The 13,598-nt window shown below is 65.5% G+C and carries 11 protein-coding genes; 7 read left to right on the top strand and 4 right to left on the bottom strand.

The genetic code is table 11. From position 1 onward, the window contains the following. The first annotated feature begins 33 nt into the window (after positions 1-33). The 3 genes from BLU88_RS01215 to BLU88_RS01225 all read left to right on the top strand — a co-directional run bounded on the left by BLU88_RS01215 (position 34) and on the right by BLU88_RS01225 (position 4,984). Entirely contained in the window at positions 34-2,976 is a 2,943-nt protein-coding gene (locus BLU88_RS01215) for an FAD-binding and (Fe-S)-binding domain-containing protein (protein WP_092009279.1), read from the top strand. Between the two features lie 68 nt (positions 2,977-3,044). Continuing rightward, positions 3,045-4,223 (top strand): CaiB/BaiF CoA transferase family protein, encoded by a 1,179-nt coding sequence (locus BLU88_RS01220; RefSeq protein WP_092009281.1) that lies wholly within the window; start codon positions 3,045-3,047, stop codon positions 4,221-4,223. Beyond that, positions 4,220-4,984, top strand: coding sequence for an enoyl-CoA hydratase (locus BLU88_RS01225; protein ID WP_092009283.1), 765 nt, complete (start codon positions 4,220-4,222; stop codon positions 4,982-4,984). The genes BLU88_RS01220 and BLU88_RS01225 overlap by 4 nt, the downstream gene beginning before the upstream one ends. Positions 4,985-5,004: 20 nt before the next feature. On the opposite strand, the gene BLU88_RS01230 is transcribed toward BLU88_RS01225, so the two are convergent. From BLU88_RS01230 to BLU88_RS01245, 4 genes are all read right to left on the bottom strand, one after another. Further along, positions 5,005-5,421 carry a VOC family protein gene (locus BLU88_RS01230; RefSeq protein ID WP_092009285.1) on the bottom strand — a complete coding sequence of 139 codons (417 nt, stop codon included), beginning with the start codon at positions 5,419-5,421 and terminating at the stop codon, positions 5,005-5,007. 115 nt (positions 5,422-5,536) lie between these two features. Continuing rightward, the gene (locus BLU88_RS01235) at positions 5,537-7,117 is read right to left on the bottom strand and encodes an aspartate ammonia-lyase (RefSeq protein WP_092009287.1); all 1,581 of its coding nucleotides are present in this window, start codon (positions 7,115-7,117) and stop codon (positions 5,537-5,539) included. 158 nt (positions 7,118-7,275) lie between these two features. After that, complete coding sequence (locus tag BLU88_RS01240) at positions 7,276-8,565, bottom strand: flavin-containing monooxygenase (protein WP_092009289.1); 1,290 nt, start codon at positions 8,563-8,565, stop codon at positions 7,276-7,278. A gap of 199 nt (positions 8,566-8,764) precedes the next feature. Next, complete coding sequence (locus BLU88_RS01245; protein WP_092009291.1) at positions 8,765-9,691, bottom strand: LysR family transcriptional regulator; 927 nt, start codon at positions 9,689-9,691, stop codon at positions 8,765-8,767. A gap of 130 nt (positions 9,692-9,821) precedes the next feature. Between BLU88_RS01245 and BLU88_RS01250 the strand changes: the two genes are divergently transcribed. Genes BLU88_RS01250 through BLU88_RS01265 form a run of 4 tightly spaced genes read left to right on the top strand, consistent with a single transcriptional unit; the run spans position 9,822 to position 13,556 of the window. Continuing rightward, the gene (locus tag BLU88_RS01250) at positions 9,822-10,274 is read left to right on the top strand and encodes a RidA family protein (protein WP_092017013.1); all 453 of its coding nucleotides are present in this window, start codon (positions 9,822-9,824) and stop codon (positions 10,272-10,274) included. Continuing rightward, positions 10,271-10,954 (top strand): DUF1028 domain-containing protein, encoded by a 684-nt coding sequence (locus BLU88_RS01255; protein WP_167356845.1) that lies wholly within the window; start codon positions 10,271-10,273, stop codon positions 10,952-10,954. Before BLU88_RS01250 ends, BLU88_RS01255 begins: the two co-directional genes overlap by 4 nt. Then, positions 10,951-12,093 carry a M20 family metallopeptidase gene (locus tag BLU88_RS01260; RefSeq protein WP_092009295.1) on the top strand — a complete coding sequence of 381 codons (1,143 nt, stop codon included), beginning with the start codon at positions 10,951-10,953 and terminating at the stop codon, positions 12,091-12,093. The genes BLU88_RS01255 and BLU88_RS01260 overlap by 4 nt, the downstream gene beginning before the upstream one ends. Before the next feature lie 59 nt (positions 12,094-12,152). Next, positions 12,153-13,556: an MFS transporter gene (locus BLU88_RS01265; RefSeq protein ID WP_092009297.1), complete on the top strand. Its 1,404-nt coding sequence runs from the start codon at positions 12,153-12,155 to the stop codon at positions 13,554-13,556. The last annotated feature ends 42 nt before the right edge of the window (positions 13,557-13,598 follow it).

Genomic DNA, 13,598 nt, shown 5'->3' on the forward strand with positions numbered 1-13,598 from the left:
CCCTCGACATCCTCCGCGAGAGCTGAGCTCACCATGAGCGCTGACACGAACTCCGACATGATCGACCTCGTCACCGATCTCACCCGTAGCATCGCAGGCGCCGTCGACACGTCGGCCCGCCGCCTGGCCGAATATGCCGTCGACGCTTCCAACTACAGGGTCGTCCCGCAGGTCGTAGCCTTCCCGACGACCACGGCCGACGTCGTCACGATCCTCGACGTGGCCAGGTCACACCGGGTGCCCATCACCTCCCGCGGCGGCGGCACCTCACAGGCGGGCAACTCGATCGGCACCGGCATCGTCATCGACTTCTCTCGCCACCTCAATCGAATCCTCGACATCGACCCGGTGGCGAAGACCGCCCGCGTCGAACCCGGCGTGCTCATGAGCGAGTTGCAGAAGGCCGGGAAACCGCACGGGCTGACCTTCGGACCCGATCCGTCGACGAAGAACCGGGCGACGATCGCGGGCATGATCGGCAACAACTCCTGCGGACCGCACGCGATTTCGGCCGGTCGCACCGTCGACAACATCGTCGAGATGACCGCCATCGACGGCACCGGTCGGTCGTTCCTCGCCGGCGCCGGGCTCGATCCCGTTCCCGGACTCGCCGAGGTGGCAGGCCGTCACCTCGGAGTCATCCGCACTGAGTTCGGCCGGTTCAGCCGCCAGGCCTCGGCTTATGCGATGGAGCATCTGCTCCCGGAGAACGGCCCGAGCCTCGCGAAGTTCCTCGTCGGCAGCGAAGGAACCCTGACGACGATCACCGAGGCGGTTGTCAGTCTCGGCGACCTTCCGAACTCACCGACGGTGCTCGTCCTCGGCTACCCGGACATGTTCGAGGCCGCCGATGCCGTGCCCCGGGTCCTGCCCCACGGACCGCTCGCCGTCGAAGGCATCGACTCGCGGCTCATGGACATGGTCCGCAATGACAAGGGCAAGGACGCCGTGCCCGAACTGCCGGCAGGCAAGGGCTGGCTGCTCATCGAGGTCGCCGGCGCCAACGCGGACGAAGCGGTCGCAAATGCCGAGGTCATCGCCGCCGATGCCGGCACCGATCACTTCCGCATCCTGCCCGCCGGCAAAGAGGCGAGCACCCTGTGGGGCATCCGCGCCGATGCGGGCGGACTGGCCGGACGCACCGAAGACGGCGATCCCGCCTGGACCGGATGGGAAGATGCCGCGGTGCCGCCCGAGGTGCTCGGCGACTACCTGCGCGACCAGGACGAGCTGATGGCCTCCTACGGTGTGCGCGGTCTGCCCTACGGTCATTTCGGGGACGGCTGCGTGCACATGCGCACGGACTTCCCCTTTGATCGCCCCGACGGCGTCGAGGTCTTCCATGATTTCGTCATGGAGGCCGGGAGACTCGTCACGAAGTACGGCGGTTCCGCCTCCGGCGAGCACGGCGACGGGCGAGCGCGGTCCGAACTCCTCGGCATCCAGCATTCGGACGAGGCGATCGGCGCCCTCGGCGAGGTCAAACGACTCTTCGATCCGGACAACCTGCTCAATCCAGGCATCATCGTCGACCCTCTGCCGATCACCGCCGACCTGCGCAGGCCGCAGTCGATCTCGATCGGCACGGCCGGAGGCTTCGCCTTCGCTCATGACAAGGGCAGATTCACGAACGCCGTCCACCGCTGCGTGGGCGTCGGCAAATGCCGTGCCGACACCTCTGGGTCCGGCGGCTTCATGTGCCCGTCGTACCTGGCGACAAAGGATGAGAAGGACTCCACCCGCGGCCGCGCCCGGGTCCTCCAAGAGGTGACCAACGGAGGCCTGTTCGACACCTGGGACAGCGCCGAGGTGGCTGACTCCCTCGACCTGTGCCTGAGCTGCAAGGCCTGTTCGTCCGACTGCCCGGCCGGGGTCGACATGGCCCAGTACAAGTCCGAGATCCTCCACCGCACCTATCGCGGCAAGCTCCGTCCGCTGTCGCACTATTCCCTGGGCTGGCTGCCCACCTGGGGGCGCCTGCTCACCGCGATTCCCGGAGTCAGTACCGTGGCGAACGCAGCACTGGGGTTCCGTCCCCTCGCCAAGCTCGTCCTGTCCGGCGGCGGGATGGACCCCAGGCGGAAGATGGTCCGGTTCAACGACCGACGCTTCTCCCGCTGGGCGAAGTCCCGCATCTCCCCCGCCGAGGCGCGCAATGCCTCAACGGCGGATCGCGACGCCCTCGTCGCCGACGAGTACGTCAGCACCTCCAGCGCAGGGAACAAGCAGGTCCTGCTGTGGGCAGATTCGTTCACCGAATACCTCTCCGACGCAGGGGCGAGAACGGCCGTCGACCTGCTGGAGTCGGCCGGTTTCGAGATCCTGCTGCCGGAACAGCAGACCTGCTGCGGGCTCACACTCATCTCCACCGGACAGCTCGACGCGGCGAAGCGGAAACTCGAGTCAACGATGGCGATCCTCGATCCCTACGCGCGGAAGAACATTCCCATCGTCGGAATCGAACCGAGCTGCACCGCGGTGCTGCGCAGCGACCTCGGCGGTCTCTTCCCCGATGACGAACGGGCCAGGCGGATCGCGGCGACCACCTCGACGCTGGCCGAGGTCCTCATCGATGCGGAGCTCGACGTTCCCGATCTCACCGGTCGCACCGTCGTCGTCCAACCCCACTGCCACCAGCATTCGGTCATGGGCTTCGCCGCGGACCGGGCGCTCCTCGAACGCACGGGAGCGACGGTTCGCGAGCTCGCGGGCTGCTGCGGTCTGGCCGGGAACTTCGGCATGGAGGCCGGCCACTACGAGACTTCGGTGGCGGTGGCCGAGAACGCTCTGCTGCCGGCTCTGCGCGACGCCCCGGCGGATTCGATCTTCTTGGCCGACGGGTTCTCCTGCCGGACACAGGCGGCGGACCTCGCGAACGTGAACGGCATGACACTGCCGCAGCTGCTCACCGGCGAAGCTTCGAAGCTGGGGCATTCGGCCCGCGCCTCCCGCCTGCCCGAACCCGCCGAAGCGTGAACTGGTGGGCGCCCCGAAACGACTGAGACGAACCGACTCCGCCGAACAGACCGATCAGAGAGGACGCAATGAGTGAGGACTCAGCACCAGGACCGCTGTCGGGGGTGACCGTGCTCGAGCTCGGCGTGTTCATCGCCGGGCCGTACGCGACGATGCAGCTGGCCGATATGGGCGCCCGCGTCATCAAGATCGAACCGCCCAGCGGCGATCCGATGCGCTCTTCGGGGCCGTTCGTCGACGGCGAATCGAGCCCGTTCATCCGCCTCAACCGCAATAAGGAGTCGATCGTCCTCGACCTCAAATCGGACCTAGGCAGGGCGAGCCTGCACAGTCTGCTCGCCGAGGCGGATGTGCTCGTGGAGAACATGCGTCCCGGGGCGCTGACAAAGATGGGATTCGGATACGAGCAGCTGCGTGAGGACCATCCCGGGCTCATCTACGCCTCCGCCTCCGGGTGGGGTCAGGACGGGCCGCTTGCCCCATTGGCCGGCCTCGACATCATGGCGCAGGCCCGGTCGGGTCTGATGAGCATCACCGGTTTCCCCGATCAGCCGCCGGCGAAGGTCGGGGTGCCGATCTCCGATCTCTCCACCGCCCTCTACGTCGCGCTCGGCATCGTCTCGGCGCTCTATGAGCGGCGCGAGTCCGGGCTGGGCCAGTACCTCGATGTCTCGCTCTTCGAATCCGCCGTGTCCTTGGCGGTGTGGGAGGCCGGAGGGTACTTCGGCGCCGGAACGGTGAGTCGGCCGAACGGTTCGGCTCATCAGGCGCAGGCACCATATCAGGCGATCGAGGTCGGCGACGGATTCGTCACCATCGGCGCGAACACCCCGGCGACGTGGACGCGGTTCTGCTCGGCCTTCGACCTCGCCGATCTCGAGCATCACCCGAAGTATGCCGAACCCGAGCTGCGGTTCGCGAACCGCGAGGCTCTCATCGCCGTCGTCGAGGATCGGCTGCGGAAGCGCACCATCGCCGAGGTGGTCGAAGAGATGAATCGCGTCGGTGTCCCAGCCGCCCCGATCAACGACTATGAGCAGGTCTTCACCGACAACCACCTGCGGCAGCGGAACTTCTTCTGGACGTCCCAGCACCCCCGCCTCGGCGAGGTGACGCAATTGGGCAACCCGATGCGCTTCTCCCGTTCGCCGCTGACCCACGGTCCCGCCGGACCGTCACTCGGCGCGGACACAGACCGGGTGCTCACGGAGTTCGCGGGCAACGTCACCGAGGAGGCCCGGCCATGAGCGATCATGTGCTCACCGAGGTGGTCGGACGCAGTCTGCGCGTGACCTTCAACCGCCCCGAGGCGCGCAATGCGATGACGTTCGAGATGTACCAGAAGCTCGCCGAGGCGGCCGCCCAGGTCGACGCGGACCCGAACCTGCGTGCCCTCGTCCTTCGCGGAGCAGGAGGTCGGGCCTTCGTCGCCGGCACCGACATCGCACAGTTCCGCGGTTTCACCGGTGAGGACGGAGTCGCGTACGAGCAGCGCATCGACGAGGTGCTCGGGGCCCTGGCCGCGGTCGACAAACCGGTCATCGCCGTCATCGACGGCCACTGCGTGGGCGGAGGTTTGGGGATCGCGTGCTGTGCGGATGTGCGGATCGGGTCGGCCGCCTCGGCGTTCTCCGTTCCCATCGCTCGGACCTTGGGCAACACTCTCTCGGCGAACACACTGCGCCGGCTGGTCCGGGCTTTCGGTGAACCGCGGACCGCGTCGATGCTCATCACCGCACGCAAGGTCGACGCTCAGGAGGCGCTGGCCTGCGGATTCCTCACCGCGGTCGCCGAGGATCTTGATGCCGAAGCCGAGGCTCTCATCGATCGGGTCGTGACCGGGGCTCCGCTGACGCAGTGGGCGATCAAGGAGAATCTCCGCCGACTGGCCGATAGCGGTCCCGTCGACGATGCCGATGTCGTCTCCCGGGTCTACGGCAGCCAGGACTTCGCGAACGCCGTCGAGGGGTTCCTCACCAAGACCCCTGTGGAGTGGACCGGGGAGTAGTCGGTTCTGCCTCGACGCTGCTAGCCGTCAGACGAGGCGGCAGTATCGACGATCCACGGCACTCCGTACTTATCGAGGCACATGCCGAAGCCTTCGGACCAGAACGTCGGCCCCAGCGGCATCTGGGTCTCGCCTCCGTCGGACAGTCCGGCGAACACCGTGCCGGCGGTCTCCAGGTCGGAGGCCGTGTACGACAGAGCGATCCCCTGCCGCGGACCACCATCGCCCGTGGTGTCATCCGATCCCATCAGCAGGGTATCCCCGAATTTCAGGGCGGCGTGCATGACGGTCTCATCGGTCGATCCGGGCATGCGCTGGTCTTCGGGGACGTCTTTCATCAGCATGATCGTCAGCTCGCCGCCGAAGATCTCCTGGTAGCGGTTGAACGCTTCAGCGCATTGTCCGTCGCTAAAGAATATATAGGCATCAATCGACATCGTGCGTCACCTCTCGGAGCTGTCATCGGTCGGAGAATCAGTGGTTCCATGTGCACAGTGCTCTTGCAAGGTTACGCGCGCAGGCACACGACATGTGCAGTTCCGCGCGAGCGCCTCACCCCTCTGGATCGGGGATGATCGGAAGCTCGGTCGTCACTTCATCCCGGGGAACCGCCTCGGCGCTGGCCGCAGTGTTGTCCACGGAATCGTCAGCAGGCATTCCCGTCAGACGTTCGGGTTTGAGGATCTCGCCGAGCTGATCGCGTTCGAGCAGGCCGTGTTCGACGACGAGGTCGGCGATCGGCTCGTTCGTCGCCAGCGCCTCCTTCGCGAGCTTCGCTGCCGGGGCGTATCCGATGACCGGGGCGAGCGCGGTGATGACGGTGACGGACCGATCGACGATATCGTTGAGCCGATCCTCGTTGGCGGTGATGCCGTTGACGCAGTTGATGCGGAAGGTCTGGGCAGCACGTTCGAGCCACGTGATCGACTGGAAGAGCGAGTGGGCGATGATCGGTTCGAAGGCGTTGAGCTGCAGCTGTCCGGCTTCGACGGCCATGGACACGGTGACGTCGGCCCCGGCCACGGAGTACGCGACCTGGGAGACCGCCTCGGGGATGACGGGATTGACCTTGCCGGGCATGATCGACGACCCTGCCTGGCGGGCGGGCAGGTTGATCTCGCCGAGGCCGGCCTGTGGTCCCGAGGACAGCAGACGCAGATCGTTGGCGATCTTCGACATCTTCAGTGCGCTGCGCTTGAGCGCACCCGAGAACGTGATGAAGACCCCGGTGTCCGAGGTCGATTCGACGAGGTCGCCAGCGGTGACGAGGTCGAGCCCCGTGATCTGACGCAGGTGTTTGATGACCGCTTCCTTGTACCCGACCGGCGCGTTGATCGAGGTGCCGATCGCGGTCGCGCCCATGTTCACCTCGCCGAGGAGGGCGACGGCTTCCTCGAGCCGCTGGACGTCCTCGCGCAGGGTCGTGGCGAAGGCGTTGAATTCCTGGCCGAGCGTCATCGGCACCGCGTCCTGCATCTGAGTGCGGCCGACCTTGATGATGCGCGAGAACTCGCGGCCCTTCGCGGCGAAGGAATCGGCGAGGAGCGTGAGTTCAGACAAGAGGTTCTGCAGCGAGAACGCCAACGCGATCTTGATCGCTGTCGGGTAGGTGTCGTTCGTCGACTGGCTGTGGTTCGTGTGGTCGTTGGGGTGGATGAACGCGTAGTCACCCTTGGATCGGCCGGCGATTTCGAGGGCGCGGTTCGTGATGACCTCGTTGGCGTTCATGTTCGTCGAGGTGCCGGCCCCACCTTGGACGACGCCGACGGCGAACTGGTCGTGGAGTTTGCCGGACTTGATCTCTTCACAGGCCGCGTCGATGAGATTCGCACGCTGATCATCGAGCGCGCCGATCTCGGCATTGGCACGAGCAGCGGCCTGTTTGACGCAGGCGAAGGCGCGAACGAAGTCGGGATAGACGGAGATGGGACGACGAGCGATGGGGAAGTTCTCATTCGCACGAGCCGTGTGCACGCCCCAGTACGCGGTGTCGGGAATCTCGAGGCTGCCGATCGAGTCGGTCTCGGTGCGGGTGGGAAGGTTCTGGCTTGCGGGAATCGGACCCGTCGCCGTCGTCGAGGTGAGGGGAAGAGAAGCGGTATTGGGGTCTGCGGAGGCGTTCGACTCAGTCATAGTGGTATCAGAATCTCATATCTTTCGAGCCAACCGAAGGTGGTCTCGGCGGCAGCGGACAGGCGGAGGACTCGCTCGGAAGAATCAGACGACTGGTGTGCAGCAGACTGACGATTCCGGCACAGCTGTCCGCCCGTCCCCCTGCAGAAGTCGCTCATTCAGACAGCGGCAGCAGCTAGACCTGTGCGAGCAGGCGAATAGTCACGGTACATCCGCTGGATATCGATCTGATCAGCAACATACTTGGCATCGTGCCAAACTCCCCAGATGAAGCTCGATCCACGCCGCGACAGCCACGGCAGACCGAGGAAATACACTCCGGGGACGGGCGAGACTCCGCGTGCATGAACCGGGTAACCGGACTCGTCCAGCACCCCATCGACATTGAGCCACGAATAGTCGACACCGAATCCGGTCGCCCAGATCACCGTGCGAATGCCCGCCTCGGCTAGATCGAGTTCGAGGATCGGATTCGCGACGCATTCCGGGTCGGCTCCGAGCACATGAGCCTCCGGTTCAGGCGGCAGGTCGAGGCCATTGCGTTCGATGTATTCATCGGCCGCGTTGAGCAGCGAGAGATAGTTCTCGTCACCATTGGTGATGTTCTTCTGCAGATCCGTCCCCAGAACGAGCTTTCCACCTGAGTACCCATTGGCGCGCCCGAGGAGCGTGATTCCCGAAGCAGCCAGATCCCGGAAATCGACGGTATGTCCGCCTCCGGCACCACTGACCGCAATAGTGACATGTTCCGCTCCGGCAGGCGGAGTAACGAGGTCCCACAGTCCGAGGACGCCCAGCCACCAGCAGAAATCGCGGCCACGGTAGGACCTGGGAGGACGATCATGGGGACCAACAGCAAGATGAACCGGCCTGCCCGAGTTCTGAATCTCTGCGGCGATCTGCACACCCGAGGACCCTGCTCCGACCACGAGGACTCCGCCGTCTTCGAGCTGGTCAGGGTTCTTGTACGAGCTCGAATGCATCTGGGTGAATCCTGCGTCTTCCGGAATGAGTCCGGGAATGCGCGGGGTCTGGAACGGACCGGTTGCCGACACCACGTAGTCGGCGTCGATGGCACCGGAGTCGGTGGTCACCCGGTAGCCGCGGCTGCCGCTGTTCTCATCGACCGAGGTGACTGTCACACCGGTGCGCACCGGCAGGTCTTTGCGATCGACAAGTTTCTGAAAGTAGTCGGCAACCTCTGCCTTCGTAGCGAATCCATCAGGATCGGTCTCTTCGAATTCCTGTGTGGGGAAGCGATCGTGCCAGGCGGGCCCGTTGGCGACGAGGGAGTCCCATCGGCGGGAGCGCCAGGCTTCGGCGACCCGATCCTTCTCGAGGACGACATGGGCCACTCCCCTCTCGCTGAGATGCTCGCTCATCGCGATTCCCGCCTGACCGCCGCCGATGACGACGACCTCGGTGGATTCTGCGGCTGTGTTCGACATGGACACCCTTCCGTCGGTGCCGCACTGCGGCGGCCTCTGCTTCGTTGCTGGCGGGCACAACTTCGATGTTGCCCGGACGCCCTCCAGCAAACCGCAGGTGGAAGCGGCAATGCCAATAGTTCTTCACGGTCCACTGCATCTTATGAATAGATGCAGCACCCATTTGCCGATCACTTAGAGGTATCTAACGGAAACGCTCTCAGCCTGACTCAGGGGCCACCTCGGCGAGGATCTCGCGAACGACGTCGGCCACGGCAGCGGCCTTCGCCGTCTGCCCGGACCGAGCCAGGGTGGACACGGCCACATGCAGTGTGGGGACGGGATCGGAGATCTCGAGGATCGTCGTCCGCTCCCCCGTGTAGGTCTGCCGGATACGCGGCCGCTGATTGAGGATGGAGAAGCCGAGGCCCATGGCGACCATTGAGCGCACGGTCTCGTAGCTCGAGCTGCGATAGCGCACATGCGGGGTGATGCCGGCCAGGCGGAGCATGTTGAGGAAGTACTCGCGGCTGTCGGGCAGGTCGAGGACGACGAAGTCATCCTCGGCGAGCTCGGACAGCGAGACCTTCTTCCGACGGGCGAGACGGTGATCGGTGCCGACGATGACGTGCGGCCGTGCCTCGCCGACGATCTCGGCGCGAATGCCGTCGGATTCGGTGAGGTCGTAGTTGAGCGCGAGTTCGGCTCGACCGCTGCGCAGAGCGTCGATGCTCTCTTCGTGGTCTCCTTCGACGACCTCCACGGTCAGCTCCGGGTGGCGCTCGCCCAATCTCTGGAGAAGCTGCGGCAGCAGAAACGGTGCGATCGTCTGGAAGCAGGCGATGACGATGGTTCCACGCACCTCACGCTGTCCGGCCTGGATCGAGTCGACGGCGTCGGTGATCCGACCGAAGATCTCCCGGGTCTCGTGCAGCAGGCTCTCACCGGCCGAAGTCAGCACGAGGCCCTTCGAGTGCTGACGCACGAACAGCGGAGCACCGAGGGCCTTCTCCAGCTGGTTGATCGCCGTCGACACCGCCGACTGGGCGATGTGCAGCTCCTGGCTGGCCTCGGTCATATTGAGCGTCTTCGCACATTCGGCGAAGTACGACAGCTGAGTCAGCGTGATCGCGAATCTCTGCACCATTGCGGCTCCCAGCGATGAAGAATCTGTTTTGTAGATGCTCTGACTAAATTATAACTATTTCACAGATGAATGGAATATCTCGAGAATGGGTGCAGACAACGACCGCTTCACTCGACGAGGAGACACCGCCATGGCAGAGCCGACGCACACACGACTGAGAAAGTTCAACACCAAGGACACCTATCCGGAGCAGAATCTCGACAACGATCTCTGCCAGGCCGTCGTCGCCGGCGGTGTCGTCTACCTGCGTGGACAGATCGGTCAGGACCTCGAGACTCGGGAGTCAGTGGGCATCGGCGATGTCACGGCGCAAGCGGAGAAGGCGATGGCGAACATCGCTATGCTCCTCGAGGAGGCCGGCAGCAGCCTCGCCGACATCGTCAAGGTCACCGTCTACATCATCGACCCCCGCTACCGCGAAGACGTCTACCGCACCATGGGCAAGTGGCTCAAGGGCGTCTACCCCGTCTCGACGGGCATCGTCGTCCAGGCCCTGGCACGGCCCGAATGGCTCGTCGAGATCGACGCCACCGCCGTCATCAGCGACACCGCCGAGGCGGGACGAACCGAGGTGGCCCAGTGACCTTCTCGCTTCTCCTCCACGATCCCGAGACCGGGGAGTTCGGCTCCGCGATCTCCTCGTCCTCACCGGCTGTCGCCGCTCGCTGCATCAATCTCGCCGACGGCATCGGCGGGGTGAACTCCCAGAACATCACCGACCCCCTCCTCGGTCCGGCGATCCTCTCCGAGATGAGCAGCGGCAAGAATGCACAGACAGCACTCGACGCGGTCGTCGCCGCCGCCGATCCGACCGCGATCGACTTTCGGCAGCTGCTCGTCATCGATTCCGCCGGCAGCACCGCCGCACATTCTGGCGCACAGGCACTCGGCATCTTCGGCGCCCGCACCGAGACCAATGCCGTGGCCGGGGGCAATATGCTCGCAAACCTCGAGGTCCTCGACGCCTTCGTCGAGACCGCACTGTCTGCCACCGGACGCCTCGAAGAGCGCCTCTTCGCAGCATTCGAGGCCGCCATGACCGCCGGCGGGGAGGCCGGTCCCGTCCACTCGGCGGGCTTGTCCGTGGTCAACGGCTCCGGTTGGAGAGTCACCGATCTGCGTGTCGACTGGGCCGATGAGGATCCCATTGGGCAGCTGGGCCGCCTCCTCGAGATCTGGATGCCTCAGCGTGATGACTACATCACCCGCGGCCTGAACCCGGCGGCCTCACCGTCCTACGGCGTACCTGGAGACGATCGATGACCAACGCGGCAACCGCAGTCAAGGATCGAATCGCCGCCAGGATCGCCGAGATCGCCCCTCGGCTCATCGCACTGTCGAACTCCCTCCACGACGAGCCGGAGCTCGGCTGGCAGGAGTTCCGCTCCTCGGCCGCCGTCGCCGGAGTCCTGGCCGAGCACGGCTTCACCGTCGAACGCCCCTACCTCGGACTCGAAACCGCGTTTCGCGCCACGTTCGGGACGGGCGAGTTCACCATCGGCTTCCTCGCCGAGTACGACGCCCTGCCCGGCCTCGGTCACGCCTGCGGCCACAACCTCATCGCCGCGATGAGCGTCGGTGGTGCGATCGGCCTCGCCGAGGCGGCTGGGGAACTCGGCATCACCGTCGAGGTCATCGGCACACCGGCCGAAGAAGGCGGAGGCGGCAAGATCGAACTGCTCGACCGCGGCGCCTTCACCGAACTCGACTTCGCGCTCATGGCCCACCCCGCTCCCGTCGACGTCGCCGAGGCCGAGCCCTTCGCCGTCACCCACTGGCACGTCGAATACACCGGTCGAGCCGCCCATGCCGCCGCATACCCGGAACGCGGCATCAATGCCAACGACGCGTTCCTCATCGCCCAGGTGGCCCTCGGCCTGCTCCGCCAGCAGCTGCCGAAGACAGCCAGAGTGCACGGTGTGATGACGAACGGCGGCGAGGCACCCAACGCGATTCCCGAGAAGACCGAGGGCCGCTGGTACGTGCGTGCCGAGACGACGGAGGAGCTGCTCGCCCTCGAACAGAAGGTCACCAACTGCTTCGAGGCCGGGGCCCTGGCCACCGGGGCCGAACTGACTATCAACCCGGAAAGCCGCCGCTATTCGGAGATGCGCACCGATGAGGTCGCGCTCGAAGCCTACCGGGCCAATGCTCTCGCACTCGGCCGGAACTTCGACGTCGACCCCGTCGCAGCGACGATGAACCGCGCGTCGACGGATATGGGCAACGTCTCCCAGATCGTCGACGCAATCCACCCCTACATCGGCGTCGGCGGCGAGGCGAGCAACCATCAGGCGGCGTTCGCCGAATCCTGCGTCGGCGAAAGGGCCGAGAGCACACTCATCGACGGCGCCACCGCGTTGGCCTGGACCGCCGCGGATGTGAGCATCCAGCGCGGCTGACCGACGGCCACACCGCCAGCACAGCGCTGGCAACCACGATTCCAAAGGAGGATTCGGACATGTCAGGTGACACCCAAGCTGCCGAAGGGCTGGCCTATCAGAAAGGTCTGCGCAAAAGCGTGGTCGCCGGCTCCATCGGCGTCCTCGTCCACTGGTTCGACTGGGCCGTCTATGCCTATATGGCCACGACGATCGCAGCGATCTTCTTCCCCGAGGAGGACAGCACAGCAGGACTGCTCGCCACCTTCGCGGTCTTCGCCGTCTCCTTCCTCGTCCGGCCGATCGGCGCGGTCATCTTCGGCCGCCTCGGCGACAAACTCGGACGCAAGCACACCCTGTCGCTGGTCATCCTCGCCATGGCCCTGTCGACGCTCGCACTCGGAGTGCTCCCGACCTACGGAACCATCGGTGTACTCGCTCCGATCCTCCTCATCGTCACCCGCATCGTCCAGGGCCTGGCCGCCGGCGGCGAATTCGGCAGCGCGGCGGCCTTCCTCGGTGAGTTCTCACCGCCGAAGCGCCGAGGCTTCGGCTGCAGCTGGCTCGAGGTAGGCTCCCTGGCCGGATTCCTCTTGGCCTCCTTCGTCGTCTTCCTCCTCAACCAGGCGCTGACGCCCGACCAGGTGGGCTCTTGGGGATGGAGGATCCCGTTCCTCATCACCGTGCCCCTGGGCTTCATCGGCCTCTACATCCGCCGGAAGATCGAGGACACCCCGGAGTTCTCTGCCCTGCAGAAGATGGAGACCGTCGCCGAGGCGCCCCTGCGCGAGGTGTTCAGGCGCAATCCCAAACAGTTCCTCCAGACCTGCGGGATGGAGACGTTCATGAACGTCACGTTCTACGTCGTCCTCGTCTACCTGCTCACCTATCAGGAGACCGCCGTGGGCATCGAACCGGGACGGGCAGCGCTGCTGTCGACCCTGGCCTCGGCGCTCGGACTCGTCATCGTCCCGCTGGCTGGCCTCGCCTCGGACAGGTTCGGACGCAAGCCTGTGCTCATGACCGCGGCGATCGCACTCACGGTACTCTCGGTTCCGTTGTTCCTCCTCATGGGCGCCGACTACCCGTGGGCGTCTTTCGTCTCGACCTTCGGCCTGGCGTTCATCCTCGCGATCATCCTCGGCACGCACGCCGCCACCGTCGTCGAGCTCTTCCCGACCCGGACGAGGCAGACGGGACTGTCCATCGCCTATGCCCTGACAGCCGCACTCTTCGCAGGCACTGCGCCGTACATCCTCACCTGGCTCATCGATTCCACCGGCAGCACGCTGAGCCCCGGCTGGTTCCTCGCCGTCGTCGGCGTCATCGGCATCGTCACCGTCGCTTCCCTGCCCGAGACCCGCGGCATCGACCTGCTGCGCTCCGACGACCTCGAGGAATCATCGGCAACCCCAGTCGCCGAGGCGGCCGCGCAGGCCGAAGGCCCCAGCCCCTCGCCCGTCGAATCCTCCAGCGACCGCTGATCACTGTCACCGCCCGCTCGCTTTCCGCCCCACATTCGAAGG

It is taken from the genome of Brevibacterium siliguriense (assembly GCF_900105315.1).
Taxonomy (GTDB): Bacteria; Actinomycetota; Actinomycetes; order Actinomycetales; family Brevibacteriaceae; genus Brevibacterium; species Brevibacterium siliguriense.